The organism is Stenotrophomonas sp. P5_A9 (genome assembly GCF_056400525.1).
The window spans coordinates 1-19,593 of record NZ_JBFULC010000014.1; the positions used below are offsets into that span (position 1 = coordinate 1).

At 68.2% G+C, this 19,593-nt stretch carries 19 protein-coding genes and 1 other RNA gene; 12 read left to right on the forward strand and 8 right to left on the reverse strand.

Going from position 1 to position 19,593, the window contains the following annotated elements; all coding sequences use genetic code 11:
* Window positions 1-130 precede the first annotated feature (130 nt).
* The 6 genes from recG to AC1DR7_RS06120 form a co-directional block, all read right to left on the reverse strand.
* Window positions 131-2,242, reverse strand: a complete 2,112-nt coding sequence (gene recG / locus AC1DR7_RS06095; protein WP_478051208.1) for an ATP-dependent DNA helicase RecG — start codon at window positions 2,240-2,242, stop codon at window positions 131-133.
* A gap of 1 nt (window position 2,243) precedes the next feature.
* Window positions 2,244-2,636 (reverse strand): RidA family protein, encoded by a 393-nt coding sequence (locus tag AC1DR7_RS06100; protein WP_457317971.1) that lies wholly within the window; start codon window positions 2,634-2,636, stop codon window positions 2,244-2,246.
* Window positions 2,637-3,234: 598 nt separating this feature from the next.
* Complete coding sequence (locus AC1DR7_RS06105; protein WP_457317972.1) at window positions 3,235-5,394, reverse strand: RelA/SpoT family protein; 2,160 nt, start codon at window positions 5,392-5,394, stop codon at window positions 3,235-3,237.
* Window positions 5,395-5,615: 221 nt separating this feature from the next.
* Entirely contained in the window at window positions 5,616-5,915 is a 300-nt protein-coding gene (gene rpoZ / locus AC1DR7_RS06110) for a DNA-directed RNA polymerase subunit omega (protein WP_005410877.1), read from the reverse strand.
* A 112-nt stretch (window positions 5,916-6,027) separates the two neighbouring features.
* Window positions 6,028-6,693: a guanylate kinase gene (gene gmk / locus AC1DR7_RS06115; RefSeq protein ID WP_256776037.1), complete on the reverse strand. Its 666-nt coding sequence runs from the start codon at window positions 6,691-6,693 to the stop codon at window positions 6,028-6,030.
* Complete coding sequence (locus AC1DR7_RS06120; protein ID WP_256776036.1) at window positions 6,690-7,550, reverse strand: YicC/YloC family endoribonuclease; 861 nt, start codon at window positions 7,548-7,550, stop codon at window positions 6,690-6,692. The genes gmk and AC1DR7_RS06120 overlap by 4 nt, the downstream gene beginning before the upstream one ends.
* Before the next feature lie 121 nt (window positions 7,551-7,671).
* Here AC1DR7_RS06120 and rph point away from each other — a divergent pair, with 121 nt between their 5' ends.
* The 7 genes from rph (at window position 7,672) to pepQ (ending at window position 15,207) form a co-directional block, all read left to right on the forward strand.
* Window positions 7,672-8,400 carry a ribonuclease PH gene (rph, locus tag AC1DR7_RS06125; protein WP_256776035.1) on the forward strand — a complete coding sequence of 243 codons (729 nt, stop codon included), beginning with the start codon at window positions 7,672-7,674 and terminating at the stop codon, window positions 8,398-8,400.
* Complete coding sequence (locus tag AC1DR7_RS06130) at window positions 8,397-8,786, forward strand: VOC family protein (protein WP_457317973.1); 390 nt, start codon at window positions 8,397-8,399, stop codon at window positions 8,784-8,786. Before rph ends, AC1DR7_RS06130 begins: the two co-directional genes overlap by 4 nt.
* Complete coding sequence (rdgB, locus tag AC1DR7_RS06135; protein ID WP_457317974.1) at window positions 8,783-9,376, forward strand: RdgB/HAM1 family non-canonical purine NTP pyrophosphatase; 594 nt, start codon at window positions 8,783-8,785, stop codon at window positions 9,374-9,376. The genes AC1DR7_RS06130 and rdgB overlap by 4 nt, the downstream gene beginning before the upstream one ends.
* Before the next feature lie 58 nt (window positions 9,377-9,434).
* The gene (gene hemW / locus AC1DR7_RS06140) at window positions 9,435-10,664 is read left to right on the forward strand and encodes a radical SAM family heme chaperone HemW (RefSeq protein ID WP_457317975.1); all 1,230 of its coding nucleotides are present in this window, start codon (window positions 9,435-9,437) and stop codon (window positions 10,662-10,664) included.
* A gap of 235 nt (window positions 10,665-10,899) precedes the next feature.
* The gene (locus tag AC1DR7_RS06145) at window positions 10,900-13,440 is read left to right on the forward strand and encodes a DUF1631 domain-containing protein (RefSeq protein ID WP_457317976.1); all 2,541 of its coding nucleotides are present in this window, start codon (window positions 10,900-10,902) and stop codon (window positions 13,438-13,440) included.
* The gene (locus AC1DR7_RS06150; protein WP_256776030.1) at window positions 13,437-13,796 is read left to right on the forward strand and encodes a PilZ domain-containing protein; all 360 of its coding nucleotides are present in this window, start codon (window positions 13,437-13,439) and stop codon (window positions 13,794-13,796) included. Before AC1DR7_RS06145 ends, AC1DR7_RS06150 begins: the two co-directional genes overlap by 4 nt.
* An 82-nt stretch (window positions 13,797-13,878) precedes the next feature.
* Window positions 13,879-15,207, forward strand: a complete 1,329-nt coding sequence (pepQ, locus tag AC1DR7_RS06155) for a Xaa-Pro dipeptidase (RefSeq protein ID WP_256776029.1) — start codon at window positions 13,879-13,881, stop codon at window positions 15,205-15,207.
* 228 nt (window positions 15,208-15,435) lie between these two features.
* Here the strand turns inward: pepQ and AC1DR7_RS06160 are convergent, their stop codons facing one another.
* Entirely contained in the window at window positions 15,436-16,761 is a 1,326-nt protein-coding gene (locus tag AC1DR7_RS06160; protein WP_457317979.1) for an aminopeptidase P N-terminal domain-containing protein, read from the reverse strand.
* Between the two features lie 7 nt (window positions 16,762-16,768).
* The gene (locus tag AC1DR7_RS06165; RefSeq protein ID WP_256776028.1) at window positions 16,769-17,317 is read right to left on the reverse strand and encodes a UPF0149 family protein; all 549 of its coding nucleotides are present in this window, start codon (window positions 17,315-17,317) and stop codon (window positions 16,769-16,771) included.
* Window positions 17,318-17,516: 199 nt separating this feature from the next.
* Between AC1DR7_RS06165 and AC1DR7_RS06170 the strand changes: the two genes are divergently transcribed.
* From AC1DR7_RS06170 to AC1DR7_RS06190, 5 genes are all read left to right on the forward strand, one after another.
* Entirely contained in the window at window positions 17,517-17,738 is a 222-nt protein-coding gene (locus tag AC1DR7_RS06170) for a TIGR02449 family protein (RefSeq protein ID WP_038686482.1), read from the forward strand.
* Window positions 17,735-18,031 (forward strand): cell division protein ZapA, encoded by a 297-nt coding sequence (locus tag AC1DR7_RS06175; protein ID WP_259207475.1) that lies wholly within the window; start codon window positions 17,735-17,737, stop codon window positions 18,029-18,031. Before AC1DR7_RS06170 ends, AC1DR7_RS06175 begins: the two co-directional genes overlap by 4 nt.
* A gap of 199 nt (window positions 18,032-18,230) precedes the next feature.
* Window positions 18,231-18,415: non-coding RNA, 6S RNA (gene ssrS / locus AC1DR7_RS06180), on the forward strand.
* 79 nt (window positions 18,416-18,494) lie between these two features.
* The gene (locus AC1DR7_RS06185; RefSeq protein WP_457322028.1) at window positions 18,495-19,097 is read left to right on the forward strand and encodes a 5-formyltetrahydrofolate cyclo-ligase; all 603 of its coding nucleotides are present in this window, start codon (window positions 18,495-18,497) and stop codon (window positions 19,095-19,097) included.
* Window positions 19,098-19,109: 12 nt separating this feature from the next.
* Window positions 19,110-19,586, forward strand: a complete 477-nt coding sequence (locus tag AC1DR7_RS06190) for an EVE domain-containing protein (RefSeq protein WP_137190237.1) — start codon at window positions 19,110-19,112, stop codon at window positions 19,584-19,586.
* The last annotated feature ends 7 nt before the right edge of the window (window positions 19,587-19,593 follow it).

Genomic DNA, 19,593 nt, shown 5'->3' on the forward strand with positions numbered 1-19,593 from the left:
CGGTAGGCCTTTCTGCGAATGTTCCCCGGTATCCGCCTGCGGCGGCTACCTCCTCCTTTATTTCGCCGAAAGGCCTACCGGCCGCGAAGCGGCTCGGCTTGCGGAAGGAAGGGAGCCAGGCTAAGGGGCTCTATGCCGACGCGTAGCGCACGGCTGTGCCGATCCAGCGCCGCACGACCTGGTCGGCCACGTCGGGAGCTTCGGCCAGCAACCGCTCGGCCAGGTCATGCACACCCGGCAGCAGGTCCGCATCGCGGGCCAGGTCGGCCATGCGGAACCCGGCCAGGCCGGTCTGCCGGGTGCCCAGCAGTTCGCCGGGGCCACGCAGCTCCAGGTCCTTCTCGGCGATGAGAAAGCCGTCGTTGGTCTGGCGCATGGTTTCGAGCCGCTCGCGCGCCATGTTCGACAACGGCGCCTGGTACAGCAGCACGCAGCGCGAGACCGCCGAGCCGCGCCCTACCCGTCCGCGCAACTGGTGCAGCTGGGCGAGGCCGAGGCGCTCGGCATTTTCGATGATCATCAGCGACGCATTGGGCACGTCCACGCCGACCTCGATCACGGTGGTGGCCACCAGCAGGTCGATCTGCCCGGCCTTGAAGGCCACCATGGTGGCCAGCTTTTCGCTCGCCTTCAGCCGCCCGTGCACCAGGCCCACGCGCACGCCCGGCAGCAACGCCTGCAGCGATTCGAACGTGGCCTGGGCCGGGGTGGCGTCGAGCTCTTCGCTCTCCTCGATCAGCGTGCACACCCAGTAGACCTGCTGCCCTTCGCGGCACGCCACGGCGATGCGTTCGATCAGTTCCGGGCGGCGGTCATTGTTGAGCGCGACGGTCTGCACCGGGGTGCGGCCCGGCGGCAGTTCATCGATGGCCGAGACATCCAGGTCGGCGTACTCGGACATCGCCAACGTGCGCGGAATCGGGGTGGCGGTCATCACCAACTGGTGCGGCACGCTGCGTCCGTCCGCGCCCTTGTCGCGCAGCGCAAGGCGCTGATGCACGCCGAAGCGGTGCTGCTCGTCGACGATGGCCAGCGCCAGGTCCTTGAACACCACGCTGTCCTGCATCAACGCATGCGTGCCGACGACCACCTGCGCCTCGCCCGAGGCGACCTCGGCCAGCACCCGGGTGCGCGCCTTGCCGGTGACCTTGCCGGCCAGCCAGGCGGTACGCACGCCCAGCGGTTCCAGCCAGGCGCGCAGGTTGTTCAGATGCTGCTCGGCAAGCAGCTCGGTCGGCGCGGCCAGGGCAACCTGCTTGCCCCGCTCCACCGCCAGCATCGCCGCCAACGCGGCCACCACCGTCTTGCCCGAGCCGACGTCGCCCTGCACCAGGCGCAGCATCGGATGCGCCTTGGCCAGGTCGTTGCGGATCTGCTCGAACACGCGCTGCTGCGCGCCGGTGAGCTGGAACGGCAGGCTGTCGCGCAGCTGTTTGACCAGCGCGCCGGACCCACGCAGCGACGGTGCGTGATGCGCCTGCAATGCCATGCGCTGGCGGCGCAGGCTGAGGTGATGGGCCAACAATTCTTCAATCGCCAGCCGTCGTTGCGCCGGGTGCCGGCCGGCTGCCAACGCGGCCAGATCGGCATCCGGCGGCGGCCGGTGCACGGTCAGCAGCGCACTGCGCAGCGACGGCAGCCCCATCCCGGACAGCCAACCGGGCGGCAACAGCTCCAGCGTGGATTCTTCCGGCAACCGATCCAGCGCGAGCCCGATGAACCGGCGCATCGTGGCCGGCCCGACGCCGTCGACCGCGGGATAGACCGGGTCGAGGCTGTCGCCGAGTTCGTCATCGTCGTTACTGCCCATCACCCGGTAGCTGGGGTGGACGATCTCCAGCCCGAGATGCCCGGGCTTGGCGGTGCCGTAGCAGCGGATCCGCGTGCCGACGGCAAACTGCGATACCTGCTGGGCGCGGAAGTGGAAAAACCGCAGCACCAGCGTGCCGTAGGAATCATCTTCGATGGCGACCTTGAGCACCGGTCGACCACGGAACCCGCGCTCGACCGCGCTCACCCGCCCTTCCACCTGCGCCGCCACGCCCGGCTGCAACCGGGCGATGGTGGTCAGCCGGGTGCGGTCTTCATAGCGCAGCGGCAGGTGCAGCCACAGGTCCTGCAGCGAGGACAGGCCACGGGCCACCAGCTTGGCGGCCACCGCCGGGCCGATCCCGGAAAGCATCGACAACGATGCTTCCCCGGCCGCGGCCAGCGCCGGTGCAGGAGCCCGTGACCGCGCCACGTCAGGCCTGGTCGAGCACCATCACCGCATCGACTTCGAAGTTGGCGCCCTTGGGCAGGCCCGATACTTCGATCGTGGAGCGGGCCGGGAACGGCGCCTTGAAGTAGTCCTGCATGACCGCATTGACCTTGGCGAACTCGGCCAGATCGGTCAGGTACAGGCCCAGACGCACGATCTGGTCCAGCGAACCGCCGGCTTCTTCGGCCACGGCCTTGAGGTTGTCGAACGCCCGACGCGCCTGCGCCTCGATATCGCCGGCACCGACGATGTCACCGGTGCCCGGGTCCAGCGGAATCTGGCCGGAGAAATACACGGTATTGCCAGCACGCACGGCCTGCGAATACGGACCGATCGCGGCCGGTGCCTTGGCGCTGGTGATGATCTGGCGGGACATGGGAGCTCCACGGTTCAAAAGGGGGAGCGCAATTGTAGCCCCGAAGCCCCGATCAAAGCCCCGATCAAAGCCACGATCCACGGTAGAGCCGACCGTTGGTCGGCTGACTGGAGAACGACGAAGACGATTGGTCGGCTGGCCGGAGAACGACGAAGACGATTGGTCGGCCGGCCGGAGAATGACGAAGACGGTTGGTGGGCCGGCCGACCATATCGATCATTGTCGCGCAGTGTGCGAGCAGCCGACCAACGGTCGGCTCTACCCTCTGGTGGTGTGCCCATTGCCCGGCGAAGAGGCGTTGGAGCCGGCCATCGCCGCACGGTGCACGGCAGCCGACCAACGGTCGGCTCTACCCTGGTGGTGTGCCGATTGCCCGGCGAAGAGGCGTTGGAGCCGATCATCGCCGCGCGGTCTACGGCAGCCGACCAACGGTCGGCTCTACCTTGGTGGTGTGCCCATTGCCCGGCGAAGAGGCGTTGGAGCCGATCATCGCCGCGCGGTCTACGGCAGCCGACCAACGGTCGGCTCTACCCTCCGGTGGTGTGCCCATTGCCAGGCGAAGGGCGTCGGCGCCTATCATCGCCGCGCGGAATGCGGCTTATTGTCGGCGAACCGACTGCACCACCGACAACCGCCGCAGCCGGCGCATTACCTCGGCCAGATGGTTGCGGTCGCGCACCTGGATATTGAACGCCAGCACCGCCGCGTTGAAATCGCGATCCAGATAATCGACCCGCTCGATGTTGGAGTGACTCTGCGCGATCGCCGCCGCCAGCTGCGCCAGCACGCCCGTCCCGTTTTCCACCTCCACCACCAGCGCCGTATCGTAATCGCCCGACACCGTCGTATCCCACCCGATCGGCACCCAGCGCTCCGGCGACTTGCGCAGCTCCGCCAGGTTCGGACAGTCCAGACGATGCACCACGATGCCCTTGCCGGCCGTGTGGTAGCCCATGATGTCGTCGCCCGGAATCGGCTGGCAGCAGTTGGCGAAGCTCACCACCCCGCGCTCGCTGCCGTTGATCAGGATCTTCTCCTGCGAATGCTTCGAGTGACCGCCACCGCGCAGCTCCGCATAGGCCATCAACGCCTGTGCCGCCTGGTTCGGCATCCAGTTGCCCAGTGCCACTTCTGCCAGCAACGCCTCCAGACGCGGGTACCGGTGCTCGGCCAGGAACGCATCCAGCCGACCCTTCGGCAACCGCTCCAGCGAACTGTCCATCGCCTCCAGCGCGCGATCCAGCATCCGATGGCCCAGCTGCACCGCGTCCTCATGCTCCAGCTGCTTGAGCTGGTGGCGGATCGCCGTGCGCGCCTTCGAACTGACCACGAACTCCAGCCACTGCGGCTTGGGCGTGGCCGAGCGCGCGGTGATCACTTCCACCGTCTGCCCGCTCACCAGCTTGGTGCGCAACGGCACCAGCTTCTTGTCCACCCGCGAGGCCACCGCCATGTTGCCCACGTCGGTATGCACCGCATAGGCGAAGTCCAGCGCCGTCGAGTTGCGCGGCAGGGCCAGGATCTTGCCCTTCGGCGTGAACAGATAGACCTCGTCCGGGAACAGGTCGACCTTGACGTTGTCCAGGAATTCCAGCGACGAACCGGCCGCGCGCTGCGAATCGATCAGCTCCACGATCCATGCATGCGCACGACTCTGCGCGCTATTGGGGGAATCGCCGCCGAACTTGTAGGTCCAGTGCGCGGCCACGCCGCGCTCGGCGATCAGGTCCATTTCCTCGGTGCGGATCTGCACCTCGATCGGTGAACCGTACGGCCCGAACAGCACCGTGTGCAGCGACTGGTAGCCGTTGGCCTTGGGGATCGCGATGAAATCGCGGAAGCGCCCGTCCAGCGGCTTGAAGGTGGCATGCACCGCGCCGAGCGCGTGGTAGGCGCTGGGCACGTTGCGCACGACCAGGCGGAAGCCGAACACGTCCATGACCTGGTCGAAGGATTTGTTCTCGTCGTGCATCTTGTTGTAGATGCTCCACGGGGTCTTGATGCGACTGACCAGGCGGTGTTCCAGCCCTTCCTTGGCCAGGCGCTGGCTCAGCTGCACTTCCACCTGCGCCATTGCCTCGCGGCGCACCACCGGCTGGCTGCGGATGTGTTTTTCCAGGATCGCGTGGCGCCACGGATACAGCGCCTTGAAGCCCAGGTTCTGCAGCTCGCTCTTGACCAGGCTCATGCCCAGCCGCTGCGCGATGGGTGCGTAGATTTCCAGGGTTTCGCGGGCGATGCGGCCGCGCGCTTCGCGGCTCTGCGCGCCCAGCGTGCGCATGTTGTGCAGGCGATCGGCCAGCTTGATCATGATCACGCGCAGGTCGCGCGACATCGCCAGCAGCATCTTGCGGAAGCTCTCGGCAGCCGCTTCCTGGCGGTCGCGGAACTTCAGCTTGTCCAGCTTGGTCACCCCATCGACCAGCTCGGCCACCGCTTCGCCGAATTCGGCGGCCAGCTCCTCGCGGGTCAGCGGGGTGTCTTCGATGGTGTCGTGCAGGATCGCGGCGATCAGCGCTTCCACGTCCAGGCCGAGCTCCGCCAGCACCTGCGCCACGGCGACCGGATGGGTAATGTAGGGCTCGCCGGACTTCCGGGTCTGCCCGGCATGCGCGGAGGCACCGACTTCCCAGGCACGGCGCAGCAACGGCAGTTGCTCGGGCGGCAGGTAATGCGCTGCGCGTTCGAGCTGGAGGACATAGTCGGGTACGGCCGCGCCGGGGGGCGAGGCGACCTTGGCAGTGGGGCCTGGGTTCATGGCTGGAAGACTATGCCAGCGGCGGGATAACGGCAAACATCTGAACAGGGGATCCGCCCCCCGCTGCGTCGACCAACGGCGGTCGCCTACCGATGATGGTGGCGCGCGATGCGGCGAGTGACCATCTTCGCAACGCGGCATTTCCCCGATGTGCCACGCCCAAACGCAGAACAGCCCGCCAGGGGCGGGCTGTTCAAACAACAACGAACGATCAGGTGCGATCAGTCGTCGTTCTTGGACATGTCTTCGTCGGCGACGACTTCGGCAGCGGCCCATTCCAGTGCTTCACGCTCGGCACGCTCGCGCTCGGCCTTCTCGACTTCGTCGATCAGGGCGTTGTCGATCTTGCGGGCGGCAATTTCGCGCAGCGCCAGCACGGTCGGCTTGTCTTCGGTTTCGCTGTTGTCCAGGGTGGCCTGGACGCCATTGGCCAGCTGACGGGCGCGCTTGGACGCCATCATGACCAGTTCGAAACGGTTGTTCACGACTTCCAGACAATCTTCTACGGTGATGCGGGCCATGCGGGCTCCCGGCAGCCGGTGAGGGCTGCTCAATCGAATGAGGGAAAGGGGACGGATTGTACCGGCCAGGACTGGACAAAATCAAGCCAACCGGCTAGCACCCCGTTGAGAATCAGTCAGTTGTGGCCGCTTCCTGGGTCAACAGGGCCTGAATGAGGCCCGCGTGGCGGACCTTCTGGGCCTCCCGGCGCAGGCGGCTGGCGGTGAAGATGGCGCAGAGCTCGTCCACGGCGGTTTCGAAGACTTCGTTGACGATGACGTAGTCGAAGTCATTGAAATGCAGCATTTCTTCACGCGCGGCGGCCAGCCGCTGGGCGATCACCGCCTCGCTGTCCTGCCCGCGCTTGCGCATGCGGTCCTGCAGGGCCTGCCTCGACGGCGGCAGGATGAACACCGTCACCGTGCCCGGCACCAGCTGGCGGACCTGCTGGGCACCCTGCCAGTCGATCTCCAGCAGCACGTCCTGGCCGGCGGCCAGCTGCGGCTCCACCGATTGCCGCGCGGTGCCCTTCCAGTCGCCATGTACCCAGGCATGCTCGAAGAAGTCGCCGGCGGCGATCATCCGCTCGAACTCGGCCGCACTGACGAAGTGGTAGTGCTCGCCGTTGATCTCACCCGGGCGCGTGGCCCGCGAGGTGAACGAGATCGACAGCGCGATCTGCGGGTCGCGCGCCAGGGTGGCGTTGACGATGCTGCTCTTGCCGGCCCCGGAGGGCGCGGCCACGATGTACAGCGTGCCGCGTGCGGGCTCGGCGGTCGGCGTGGGCTGGCTGCTCATTCGATGTTCTGCACCTGTTCGCGGATCTGGTCGATCAGTACCTTCAGCTCGACGGCGGCGTTGGAGGTGCGGCTGTCCACCGACTTGGAGCCCAGCGTATTGGCTTCGCGGTTGAACTCCTGCAGCAGGAAGTCCAGTCGCCGGCCGACCGGCTCGCGCTGGGTGAACACCCGGCGGATCTCCACGATATGGCTGCCGAGGCGGTCCAGCTCCTCATCCACGTCCAGCTTCTGCAGCCACATCACCAGCTCCTGCTCGGCACGACCCGGATCGACCGGGTGCGGCAGATCGGCCAGGCGCGCGGCCAGCTTGGTGCGCTGGCCCTCGCGGATCAGCGGGATCAGCGTGGTGACTTCGGCGGCGATGCGCTCCACCCCATCCACGCGTTCCTGGATGGCAGTGGCCAGCTTGTCGCCTTCACGCTCGCGCGCGGCCACGAAGCCGTCCAGGGTGGCATCGAGCAGGGCCAGCGCCTCGGCATGCAGCGCAGCGGCGTCGACCGCCTCGCCCTGCATCACCCCGGGCAGCTGCAGCAGTTCGGTGAAGCTCACCTGCAGGTTCGGGAAGCCGGGCGACAAGCGGGTGGCCAGCGTACCGAGCTGGGCCAGCAGCGCATCGTTGACCACCAGCGCACCGGTGACCTCCGGGGCACGCAGGCGCATGACCAGGTCGATCTTGCCGCGGCTGCAGCGGGAAGCGACGCGCTCGCGCAGTTGCGGCTCCAACGCACGCAGTTCGTCGGGCAGGCGCACGCCCACCTCCAGAAACCGGTGGTTGACCGAACGCAGCTCGCAGGCCAGCGTGCCCCAACGGGTGGCGCGCTCGCCGTTGGCATAGGCGGTCATGCTTCGAATCATGCGGGTTTCCGGTGCTCTCAAAGTGCAAATGGTACCCTAGCGGTCTCCTTGCGACCTCCTCGCCTGCCGGTCCTCCGGTCCGGGCGCGGTCCTGCATCCCCTGACTTACCGGAAGCCAAGCATGTCCGATTCCCGTCCCAGCGGCCGCCAGGCCGACCAGCTGCGCGAAGTGCGCATCGAACGCGCCTTCACCCGCCACGCCGAGGGCTCGGTGTTGGTCAGCTTCGGTGAAACCCGCGTGCTGTGCACCGCCAGCGTGGAAAACCGCGTGCCGGGCTTCCTGCGCGGCAAGGGTGAAGGCTGGGTCACCGCCGAGTACGGCATGCTGCCGCGCTCCACCCACACCCGCAACGACCGCGAAGCGGCGCGGGGCAAGCAGGGCGGCCGCACCCTGGAAATCCAGCGCCTGATCGGCCGCACGCTGCGCGCCTGCATCGACCGCGGCGCCCTGGGCGAGCGCACCATCACCCTGGACTGCGACGTGCTGCAGGCCGACGGCGGCACCCGTACCGCGGCGATCACCGGTGCCTACGTGGCCCTGGTCGATGCGGTCAACTTCCTGCTCAAGCGCGGGGACATCAAGCGCAACCCGATCTTCGGCGCGGTCGCGGCGGTGTCGGTGGGCGTGTACCGCGGCACGCCGGTGCTGGACCTGGATTACGCCGAAGACAGCGACTGCGACACCGACATGAACGTGGTCATGAACGACGGCGGCGGCTTCATCGAACTTCAGGGCACCGCCGAAGGCCATGCCTTCCGTCGCGATGAACTGGACGCGCTGCTGCTGCTGGCCGAGAAGGGCATCAAGGACCTGTTCGCGGCACAGCAGGCCGCCCTGGCGTCTGCATGAACCGCCGCATCGCCCTGACCACCCTGGTGGTGGCCGATTACGACGAGGCCATCGCCTGGTACACCGCCAAGCTCGGCTTCACCCTCATCGATGACATCGACCAGGGCGACAAGCGCTGGGTGGTGGTCGGGCCGACCGACGGCAGTGCCGCTGCCCTGCTGCTGGCCCGCGCCAGCACCGAGGAACAGCGCACGCGGATCGGCAACCAGACCGGTGGCCGGGTCGGTTTCTTCCTGAACACCGACGATTTCTGGCGCGACCACGCGGCCATGACCGCCCAGGGCGTGGAATTCCTGGAAACCCCGCGCGAAGAGGTTTACGCGACCGTCGCGGTGTTCCGCGACCTCTACGGCAACACCTGGGATCTGCTGGAGGCGAAAGGATGAAACTGGTCCTGGCCAGCGGCAACGCCGGCAAACTCAAGGAACTGCAGGCCATGCTCGGCGACCTGCCGCTGCAGATCGTGGCGCAGGGCGAGCTGGGCGTGAGCGATGTGCCGGAAACCGGACTGACCTTCGTCGAGAACGCGCTGATCAAGGCCCGCCACGCTTGCCAGAGCACCGGCCTGCCGGCGCTGGCCGACGACTCGGGCCTGATCGTCGATGCGCTCGATGGCGCGCCCGGCCTTTACAGCGCGCGCTATGCCGGCAGCCCGACCGACGATGCGGCCAACAACGCCAAGCTGCTGGAGGCGATGCGCGACGTGCCGGCCGAGCGCCGGACCGCACGCTTCTATGCGGTGATCGTGCTGCTGCGCCATGCCAACGACCCGCAGCCACTGATCTGCGAAGGCAGTTGGGAAGGGGTGATCCTGGACGAACCGCGCGGCAGCCATGGCTTCGGTTACAACCCGGTATTCCTGGACCCCGCGCTCGGCCTGACCGCGGCGGAAATGGAACCGGCGCGGAAGAACGCCATCAGCCATCGCGCCATCGCCCTGCAGCTGCTCAGGCAGAAGCTGCCCGCCCTGCTGTGATGCCTACCCTGATGATGTCTGGAAAGCCGACCAGCGGCCGGCACTACCCTTGAATGCCATGCAGCAGCCACACGACCATTGCGACCACCTGCCCGGCGAACACTGCACCGGCGATCACGACCACGCCCACGAACTGCGGCTGATTCCGCCGCCGTTGTCGCTGTACGTGCACCTGCCGTGGTGCGTGCGCAAATGCCCCTACTGCGATTTCAATTCGCACGCGGCCAAGGGTGAGCTTCCGTTCGAGGCGTACATCGACGCGTTGATCCGCGACCTGGACCAGGACCTGCCCCTGGTCTGGGGCCGGGTAGTGAGCAGCGTGTTCTTCGGTGGCGGCACGCCGAGCCTGTTCCCGCCGGAAGCGATCGACCGCTTCCTGCAGGCGGCCTCGGCCCGGCTGCGTTTCGCGCCGAACCTGGAAGTGACCCTGGAGACCAACCCGGGCACCGCCGAGCACGGTCGCTTCGACCGCTACCGCGCTGCCGGGGTGAACCGGATCAGCTTCGGCATCCAGACCTTCAACGACGAGGCGCTCAAGCGCCTGGGCCGCATCCACGACAGTGGCGAAGCCGAGCGCGCGGTGAAGCTGGCGCAGGACGCCGGCTACGACAACTTCAACATCGATCTGATGTATGCGCTGCCGCAGCAGACGCTTGCGCAGGCCGAGCATGATCTGGAGCGTGCCTTCGCGCTGCAGCCCACGCATCTGTCGCACTACCAGCTCACCCTGGAACCGAACACGGTGTTCTTCGCAAAGCCGCCGCAGGGCATCCCCGACGAGGATTCGGCGTGGGACATCCAGGAGCATTGCCAGGCCCTGCTCGCCAACGCCGGCTACGCCCAGTACGAAGTCAGCGCCTACGCCAGGCCGGGCCGGCAGAGCGCGCACAACCTCAACTACTGGCGCTTCGGCGATTACCTGGGGATCGGCGCGGGCGCGCACGGCAAGATCAGCAGTGGCGCCGAACAGCACGTGCTGCGCCGCTGGAAGCACAAGCACCCGCAGACCTTCATGGACGCCGCCGGCAGCCCGGCGGCGATCGGCGGCGATGACATCATCGATGCGCCGCGCCTGCCGTTCGAGTACATGCTCAACCTGCTGCGCCTGCATGAAGGCTTCACCCTGAAGGACTTCGAATCGCGCACCGGGCTGGCGCGCGCGAGCATCGCCGCGCCGCTGCAGGCCGCCATCGCGCGTGGCTGGATGACGCTCGACGGCGAGCATGCCCGGCCCACCGAACTGGGCCGGCGCTTCACCAACGACGTGGTCGAACTGTTCCTCCCGTAGAGCCGACCGTTGGTCGGCTGCTCTTGATCCTGCTCTTGATCCTGCTCTTGATTGCCTGCCGCTGGTCGGCCACTGTCGGTCAGCGGCCCCCGATCAGCCCACGTCATCCAGCCCGCCAACGCCATGCAAAGCAGCCGACCCACGGTCGCGTCCACGCTGTCGGGGTATCCCTTCTGGCGGTGACAGGGCGAAAACGTTAGATTCTGTGCTCTCAGGGGAGCCGGAACTACAACGGATGTCTGCGTCCGCACCTTCAACGTCCCAGCCCGATCCGGCCCGTTTCGCCAGCGTGGCCGCGCCACCGCGCGTGCGCCGGCTGCTCGCCGCCCTGCACGCGCTGGCGGCGCAGACCCTGGCCAACCCGCTCAAGCTGACCATCGTGGAACTGGAACGCGAGCTGTTCCGCGAGGCCGAACGCGCGCACAACAGCCAGATCCAGGCCGACATCTACGCCCAGGCCCGCCGCCTGCACGAGGTCAACGCGCAGTTCGCCCCGCGCTTCCTGGAGGAACTGGCCACCGCCCTCGCCGGGCTGCGCGAGCCGCGTATCCGCCACGCCCCGGCAACGCCTGCAGCGGCGATGACCGCCACCACGCTGACCCTGGTGGCCGACACCGACATCGAACGTGACATCGTGCTGGTGGACATCATCCGCCGCGAGACCCAGCGCTCGGCCAGTGCGCTGCAGCTGCTCGGGCAGCGCTTCGGCGTGCTTGCCGCCGGGCCGGCCTTCGATGTCGAGGACCTGCCGTTCGGCCCGCAGGTGCTGTGCGGGATCGTGCGCGGGCTGGGCGAACGCTTCGACCTGGGCATGGAAACCCAGCTGGCGCTGTACCGGGTGTTCGACCGCCAGCTGATCGACCGGCTCGGCGAGCTGCTGGAACGCGCCAACATCCTGCTCGGCCACGAAGGCATCCTGCCGGGACTGGTCTACACCCCGTACCTGGCACGCTCGGCGACCACCCGTCGCATCGTCACCGGGCCGGAGCGCAACGCCCCCCCGCGCGAAGGCGGCAAGGTCACCCGTCCGCTCACCGGCTGGAGCGGCTCGGCCAGCAGCGGCAGCTGGGCGGCGATGACCAGCGAGGCGATGGGCGCCCTGCCCGCCTCGCTGCGTCCGGCGGCCACGCCCCCTGCGTCCACCGCTCCCATGCAGATGCCCCAGGAGGCCGCGACAGGCGCTGCGCAGGACCTGTCCGCCCCGGCAATGTCGGCGCTGCACCAGTTGCTCAGCGCGGCGCGTCAGACCAGCGGCAGCGATGTTGCCGGCGCCACTGCCGGCGCCACTGCCGGCGCCGCGGGGCAGGCCGCTGGCAGTACCGGCACGGGCTCTGGCTCTGGCTCTGGCTCTGGCACGGGCTCTGGCACTGGCGATACCCACAGCGCTGCCGACGGTGACGGCGCGGCGACCACGCCAGCGTCGCCCACGTCTTCCTCGCCAGCGCCCTCCCCGGTCGCCGTGGCCACCGAGACCGTGCATGCCACCCTGGCCAAGCTCCAGGCGCAGGCCGTGGGCAGCGGCAGCGCGCGGCGCAGCATGGGCGACCTGCACAACGCCCTGTTGGCGCAGATGCGCGCCGACCATGGCGCGCAGGCCGCCTTGACGGTCAAGGACAACGACACCTTCGACCTGCTGGACATGCTGTACGGGCAGATCCAGCGTGAAGTGCGCCCCGATGCGGTCGCCGCCGACCTGCTGGCCCGCTTGCAGGTGCCCGTGGCGCGCGCGGCGTTGTCCGATCCGGCGTTCTTCGTACGTGACCAGCACCCGGCCCGTGAACTGCTCAACGCCGTGGCAGAAGCCGGTGCCAACTGGCTGGGCGAGGAGGACGTCGATCCGCAGCTGGTGCAGAAGCTGGGCCGCGCGGTCGACCAGGTGGTCAACGATTACCAGGGCGACGCGGCGGTGTTCGACACCGCCAACGAAGAGATCCAGCAGCACTTCCGCGCGCTGGCGCACAAGGCCGAACTGGCCGAGCGCCGCCACGTGGAAGCCGCACGCGGCAAGGAGCGGCTGGAGGCGGCCAAGCAGCAGGCCGGTGCCAGCATCGAACAGCTGTGTGCCCAGGCCGCGCCGCCACGCTTCGTGCAGTCGCTGCTCAAGCAGGCATGGTCGGACGTGCTCACCCTGACCCTGCTGCGCCACGGCGAAGGCTCCGAACAGTGGCAGCAGCGCGAACAGGAAACCGCGCGCATCGCCGAGGTCACCTGCCTGCCACCGGGCACCGAGGCCAGCGATACCGAACTCGGCGGCCAGGTCGAGACCGCACTGACCCAGGTCGGCTACCACCAGGACGAAGCGGCGGCGATCGCCCGCCGCCTGTCCACCCCCGGCGGTGAGGACGACAGCAGTTCACGCACCGAACTGACCGCGCGCATCCGCGCCCGCACGCGCCTGGGCGAACAGGCCGAAGGCAACGAAGCGCGCAAGGTGGCACCGCTGGCACGCACCGTCGCCGAGGAAGACTGCTACCGACAGCTGCGCACGCTGCCATTCGGCACCTGGTTCGAGTTCACCACCAACCAGCAGGGCGACCTGCGCCGGCAGCGCCTGTCCTGGTACAGCCTGCTCACCGACAATGCGCTGTTCGTCAATCCACGTGGACAGAAGGTCGGCGAGCATTCGCTGGATGCGCTGGCGCGGCTGATGGCGCATGGCCAGGTGCGGATCGTCAGCGAGGACAAGAGCCGCCTGATCGACCGTGCCTGGCAGGCCACGCTGCGCACGCTGCGTTCGCTGGCCGGCACCGGCCCCGCCGTGGAGAGCGCGCAATGAGTACCGACACCGACACCGATACCCGCCGCGCCCCGCGCCGCCAGGTCGCCGAACTGGTCCCGGTCACCGACATGCTGGCCGAGTGCGTGGTCGGTCGGCTGGGCAATGTCTCCGAGACCGGCATGCTGATGCTGGCCTCGGTGCCCATGCACGACGACGCGCTGTACCAGCTGCAGTTCGCCATCCCCGGGCCGCAGGGCCAGCGGCTGGCGCTGGACGTGGGCGCGCACCTGCTGTGGAGCGAGCAGACCCACGCACCGGGCCAGGCCTGGGTGGGTTTCCGCTTCCTCACCCTCAGCCGCGAGCACCGCGAGCAGCTGCGCGAGTGGATCGCGCAGGAAACTTCGGCGGTCTGAGTGCCGGTTCTGGCACAGCGCGCCGGAGCCGATTGCGGCAGAATCAGGGGCTGCATTCCGCACTGTCGAACGAGCCCCCGCGATGAACCAGCCAGACCTCGGCGCCCTGTATTCCCACCACGTCAGCGTGCTGCGCCAGCGCGCCGACGAAGCGCTGGCACGCGGCGGCTTCGATCATCTGGTGGTCCCCAGCGGCACCCAGCACTACCAGGTGTTCGATGACCGCGACTACCCGTACGCGGTCAACCCGAACTTCAAGGCCTGGCTGCCGCTGACCAAGCTGCCCAACAGCTGGCTGGTGTACACCCCGGGCCAGCGCCCGAAGGTGATCTTCTTCCAGCCGTTCGATTACTGGCACGTGGTGCCCGACGCGCCCAACGGCTGGTGGGTGGAACACGTCGACATCGAGATCATCCGCACCGCCGAGCAGGCGCTGGCGCTGCTGCCCAAGGACCCGGCGCGGTGCGCGATCCTGGGCGAGCCGCAGAGCACGCTGGGCGCCTTCGTGCCGAACAATCCCGAGCCGGTGCTGCACTACCTGGATTGGCAGCGTGGCTACAAGACCCCGTACGAAATCGCCCTGATGCGCCAGGCCCAGCGCCTGGGCGTGCGCGGTCACCGCGCCGCCGACGCCGCGTTCCGTGCCGGCGCCAGCGAGTTCGAGATCCACATGGCCTACTGCGCCGCGGTCGGCCAGGACGCCAATGAGTTGCCCTACGGCAACATCATCGGTCTCAACGAACATGCCGCCGTGCTGCATTACACCGACCTCGGCCGCAGCGCACCGACGCCGCTGCGCAGCTTCCTGATCGATGCCGGTGCCAGTGCCTACGGCTACGCCAGCGACATCACCCGCACCTACGCGGCCGCCGGGCACGACGAGTTCCAGGCGATGATCGACGCGGTCGACGCCGCCCAGCAGCAGATGGCGGCCGGCGTACGGGCCGGCGTGGACTACAAGCAGCTGCACGTGGACGCGCACCTGTCGCTGATGGGCATCCTCAAGGACTTCGGCGTGCTCAAGGTGTCGCCGGAAGCGGCGCTGGCCACCGGCGTCAGCGCAGCCTTCTTCCCGCACGGGCTGGGCCACCTGATCGGCCTGCAGGTGCACGACGTCGCCGGCTTCGCCGCCAGCGACCGCGGCGGCCGCATCGAGCGCCCGCAGGGCCACCCCTACCTGCGCCTGACCCGCGTGCTGGAACCGGGGATGGTGGTCACCATCGAGCCGGGCGTGTACTTCATCGACATGCTGCTGGACGAAGTGAAGCAGGCCGGCAACGGCGACAGCATCGACTGGGCGCGGGTCGATTTCTTCCGGCCCTACGGCGGCATCCGCATCGAAGACGAGGTGCTGTGCACCGAGGCCGACGCCGACAACCTGACCCGCCCGGCATTCGCGGCCGCCGATTGAGGGATGGGTCCCGGCCAGTTGCCGGGACCACCGTGCCGCATGACCCGCGTAGCGCCACCCCATGGGTGGGCCGCTCCTGAATCCGGCATCGCGCGCAGCCACCCATGGGGTGGCTCTACCGGGGTCATGTGCAGGTGGTTCGCAGCCACCCGTGGGGTGGCTCTACTGGGGTAATGTGTGGGTGGCTCTACCCGCGCGCAGGAACCGCGAACACGCCCGGTAGTGCCGTCAGCGCGAGGCCATCGCCTCTTCAATCTCATCGGCGCTGCGCGCCAACGCCGCGGTCAGCACCCGGTGGCCGTCCTCGGTGATCAACACGTCGTCCTCGGTACGGATGCCGATGCCGCGCCAACGCGCTTCCACGCTGCGGTCGTCAGCGGACACGTACAGGCCCGGCTCGATCGTGAACACCATGCCCGGCTCCAGCATGCGCGAGTCGCCGGCCAGGCGGTAATCGCCGACGTCGTGCACGTCCAGACCCAGCCAGTGGCCGGTCTTGTGCCGGTAGAAACGCTGGTAGTGACCTTCGGCGATGTTCTCTTCCAACGTGCCCTTCAGCAGTCCCAGCCGCAGCAGGCCTTCGGTCAGGGTCTGCACCGCGGCCAGGTGACCAGCCTCATAGGCATTGCCCGGGTGCGCCTGGGCCAGCGCCGCCGCCTGCGCCGCGCCGACCAGGTCGTGCAGCGCGCGCTGCTCCGCACTGAAACGGCCGTTCACCGGGAAGGTGCGGGTGATGTCGCTGGCGTAGCCGCGGTACTCGGCACCGGCATCGATCAGCACCAGGTCGCCATCGCGCGAACGCGCGCTGTTGTCGCGGTAATGCAGGATGCAGCCGTTGGCGCCGGTGCCCACGATGCTGCTGTAGGCCGCGCACGCATCGTTGGCGCGGAACTCCCGTTCCAGATCGGCCTGCAGCTCGTACTCGTGGATGCCCGGCCGGGCCACGCGCATCGCCACCGCGTGCGCCTGCACGCTGATGTCGGCAGCACGCTGCATCAACGCGATCTCGGCACTGGACTTGAACAGCCGCTGCTCGTGCAGCAGGTGCCCTAGTTCCAGGAATTCATGCGGCGGCTGCGCGCCGTGGCGGACCTGCGCGCGTACCTGGTTGACCCAGCCGATCAGCTTGAGGTCGAAGTCTGCATCGCGCCCGAAGTGGTAGTACACCCGCGAGCGCCCTTCCAGCAGCCCGGGCAGGATCTCGTCCAGATCGTCGATCGGGTACGCATCGTCCATCCCGTACTGCGACACCGCGCCTTCCTGGCCGGCGCGCGCGCCATCCCAGGCCTCGCGACCGGCATCGCGCTCGCGACAGAACAGGATCACCTCGCCATGGCGCCGGCCCGGGATCAGCACCAGCACCGCGTCCGGCTCCGGGAAGCCGCTGAGGTACCAGAAATCGGAGTCCTGGCGGAACGGATAATGCGTGTCCAGGCTGCGCACCCGCTCGGACGCGGCCGGCAGCACCAGGATCGCATCGTCGCCGGCCATCTCCATCAACTGGCGGCGGCGACGGGCGTATTCGGCGGCGGAGATGCCGGTCAGCTGCCGGATATCCATCTCAGTTCAGGCGCTGCCGGTGACGTGCCGCCATCACGCAGTCGCCGTGCAGCAGCAGGACCGCCACGCGGACGAACTCTTCGATCTCGGCCAGCGCGTCTTCGTCGTCATCGTTGCCGCTTTCGAAGTCTTCGCTGGAGGCCTGGGCCAGCTTGGCCAGGTCGCTCAGGGCTTCTTCGCCCTCTTCGGACAGCGGCGGACGCTGACCGCCCGCGCCCAGACCGAAGCCGCCCAGGAACGCACGCGCCCAGGTGAACAGCGCATCGGCCTGCGCGGCGGTATCGGCGTCATCGCTCAGCAGCAGTTCGAAGGCGAAGTCGCGATCCTCCAGCTGCGCCACGCTGGCGCTCAGCAGGCGCGACAGCGCGTCGCCGTCGGTCGGCAGCGGCAGGTTGTCGTCGGCCAGCACCCGCGCCGGCCATTCACGCACCGGCGCACCGCCCGCGGACAGCCAGCCGCACAGGCCACCATGCAGTTCAGCGGCAGTGGCGCCCAGGCCCAACGCCTGGCTGGCCTGGTTTACGTCATCGACACTCGGAAGTTCGGTCATCTTGGGGCTCGATCGGAAAAAGGTGCCAGCAGCCCCGGTGGGCGGCGCTCTGGCAGCCTCACAGTGTAGCAATCCGCCCGCCCGCATCGGGTCGTGATCGCCGCCCGGGGCGCTGCCGACAGGGACCGGGAGCCAGCCGCCGCAGGCCCCGTCATTATTCGCTTGACCGCCTCCACCGCCCTTGCCTATCGTGCCGGTCATGGAACCTTCCGACGCCATCACCCAATTGCAGGCCTTCGCCGCCCGGGTGGAGGCGTTGCTGGAGCGCAACCAGCGCCTGGCCGAGGAAAACCGCAGCCTGCGCCACCAGCAGGAACAACTGGTGGCCGAGCGCTCCCAGCTGCTGGCCAAGAACGAACAGGCCCGCTCCCGGGTCGAAGCGATGATCACCCGCCTCAAGTCCCTGGAGCAGCACACATGAGCCAGACCGAACCGGTCAGTGTCCGCATCCTGGACCGTGAATACACCGTGGGCGTGGGCGCGGAGGAACGCGAGATCCTCACCGCCGCCGCGCGCCTGCTGGACGCGAAGATGCGCGAGATCCGCGGCAGCAACCGGATGGCTGCCGTGGACCGGGTGGCCGTGCTGGCCGCGTTGAACCTGGCCCACGAACTGCAGCAGCTGCGCGATGAACATGCGCGCCAAGCCGTCGCCCTGCAGCAGACGCTGGCCGATCTGAACCGGCGGCTGGACCGGGCGATCGACGGGGCGTGAGCAGCCGACCAACGGTCGGCTCTACCGGGGTCATTGGCACGTGCGGTGTGGGCAAGCCGACCAACGGTCGGCTCTACGGTGTTCCACGCGATGTTTCATTGCACGCGGCCATCGCATCGTCGTCATCGATCTGAATTCCCCTGCAATCGGACCGACGAACGGCCTATCGCCCGGCGCGTGCTTGGCTATAATGGCGACGCGTTCTCTGCTGTGAACGACGGCGTGTGCAAACATTCGCCTTGTCCCTTAATTACGACCACGGGTGCGCGACGGCGCCGGGAGTGCAAGTCCGCCTTGTAGCGGGAAGCCCGAAGGAGTCCCAGCGTACCCACTTGAACCCCGGGTTCAAGGTCGTTTCGCACGCATCGTCACCGCGGAGAATGCAGTCTTCCTGCAAGAGCGACGCCCCTTCGGGACGTCGCTCTTGTTTTATCCGCGCCCGCACCACGCCCCGGACCCAGGCATGACCGACCCGCGCTCCGCACTGCGCCAGCAGTTGCGCCAACGCCGCCGAGACATCCCCGCCGCGCAGCGCCTGGCCGCGGCCGAGCAACTGGCCGAAGGCCTGCTCCAGCTTCCGTTCGCACCCACCCAGGGCTTCGTTGCCGGCTACTGGGCGATAGATGGCGAGATCGCGCTGCACCGCTGGCAGATGCAGTTGCCGCCAGCGCTGCAGTACTGCCTGCCGATCCTGGCCGGCGACACCCTGCGGTTTGCGCCCTGGCGCCCCGGCCAGCCACTGACCAGCAACCGCTACGGCATTCCCGAACCCGATCTCGCGCCCGAGGCCACGCTGGCCCCGGAGCAGATGGCGCTGGTGGTCGCCCCACTGGTCGGCTTCGATGCGCTGGGCCGCCGCCTTGGGATGGGAGGCGGCTGGTATGATCGCAGCTTCGCATTCCGCCACCAGCGCCCGGCCCCGCCGTGGCTGGTCGGGGTCGGCTTCTCGGTCCAGCAGGTCGATGACCTGCCGGTGCAGCCCTGGGACGTCGCGGTGGATGCGATCTGCACCGAAGCGACCACCCTTGTTCCCGTGCCGGCCGATGGCCGGTACCTCCCGCGATAGACAGATAGACGGATGACCGCACGCAAGCGCTACTGGCTGATGAAGTCCGAACCGGACGCCTTTTCCATCGATGATCTGCAGCGCGTGGGCCGTGAGCCCTGGAATGGCGTGCGCAACTACCAGGCGCGCAACTTCATGCGCGACGGCATGAAGGTCGGCGATGGGGTGCTGTTCTACCACTCCAACACCAAGGTGCCGGGCATCGTGGGGATCGCCACCGTGGCCAGCGAGGCCTACCCGGACGATACCCAGTTCAACCCGAAATCCGACTACTACGACCCCAAGGCCACCCGCGAAGAACCGCGCTGGATGCTGGTGGACGTGGCCTTCGAGCGCAAACTGCGCGACACCATTTCACTGGACGAGATCAAGCTGCATGCCGATGCGCTGGGTGAAGGTTTCCCGCTGACCGCGCGCGGCAACCGTCTCTCGATCCTGCCGGTGACCGCAGCGCAGTGGAAGCTGCTGCTGTCGCTGGAAAAACACTGATCCCCTT

Excerpts from the sequence above, each read along its gene's own strand:
- AC1DR7_RS06100 (WP_457317971.1), bottom strand. The coding sequence starts at position 2,636 with ATGTCCCGCCAGATCATCACCAGCGCCAAGGCACCGGCCGCGATCGGT.
- AC1DR7_RS06105 (WP_457317972.1), bottom strand. The coding sequence starts at position 5,394 with ATGAACCCAGGCCCCACTGCCAAGGTCGCCTCGCCCCCCGGCGCGGCC.
- rpoZ (WP_005410877.1), bottom strand. The coding sequence starts at position 5,915 with ATGGCCCGCATCACCGTAGAAGATTGTCTGGAAGTCGTGAACAACCGT.
- gmk (WP_256776037.1), bottom strand. The coding sequence starts at position 6,693 with ATGAGCAGCCAGCCCACGCCGACCGCCGAGCCCGCACGCGGCACGCTG.
- AC1DR7_RS06120 (WP_256776036.1), bottom strand. The coding sequence starts at position 7,550 with ATGATTCGAAGCATGACCGCCTATGCCAACGGCGAGCGCGCCACCCGT.
- rph (WP_256776035.1), top strand. The coding sequence starts at position 7,672 with ATGTCCGATTCCCGTCCCAGCGGCCGCCAGGCCGACCAGCTGCGCGAA.
- AC1DR7_RS06130 (WP_457317973.1), top strand. The coding sequence starts at position 8,397 with ATGAACCGCCGCATCGCCCTGACCACCCTGGTGGTGGCCGATTACGAC.
- rdgB (WP_457317974.1), top strand. The coding sequence starts at position 8,783 with ATGAAACTGGTCCTGGCCAGCGGCAACGCCGGCAAACTCAAGGAACTG.
- hemW (WP_457317975.1), top strand. The coding sequence starts at position 9,435 with ATGCAGCAGCCACACGACCATTGCGACCACCTGCCCGGCGAACACTGC.
- AC1DR7_RS06145 (WP_457317976.1), top strand. The coding sequence starts at position 10,900 with ATGTCTGCGTCCGCACCTTCAACGTCCCAGCCCGATCCGGCCCGTTTC.
- AC1DR7_RS06150 (WP_256776030.1), top strand. The coding sequence starts at position 13,437 with ATGAGTACCGACACCGACACCGATACCCGCCGCGCCCCGCGCCGCCAG.
- pepQ (WP_256776029.1), top strand. The coding sequence starts at position 13,879 with ATGAACCAGCCAGACCTCGGCGCCCTGTATTCCCACCACGTCAGCGTG.
- AC1DR7_RS06165 (WP_256776028.1), bottom strand. The coding sequence starts at position 17,317 with ATGACCGAACTTCCGAGTGTCGATGACGTAAACCAGGCCAGCCAGGCG.
- AC1DR7_RS06170 (WP_038686482.1), top strand. The coding sequence starts at position 17,517 with ATGGAACCTTCCGACGCCATCACCCAATTGCAGGCCTTCGCCGCCCGG.
- AC1DR7_RS06175 (WP_259207475.1), top strand. The coding sequence starts at position 17,735 with ATGAGCCAGACCGAACCGGTCAGTGTCCGCATCCTGGACCGTGAATAC.
- AC1DR7_RS06185 (WP_457322028.1), top strand. The coding sequence starts at position 18,495 with ATGACCGACCCGCGCTCCGCACTGCGCCAGCAGTTGCGCCAACGCCGC.
- AC1DR7_RS06190 (WP_137190237.1), top strand. The coding sequence starts at position 19,110 with ATGACCGCACGCAAGCGCTACTGGCTGATGAAGTCCGAACCGGACGCC.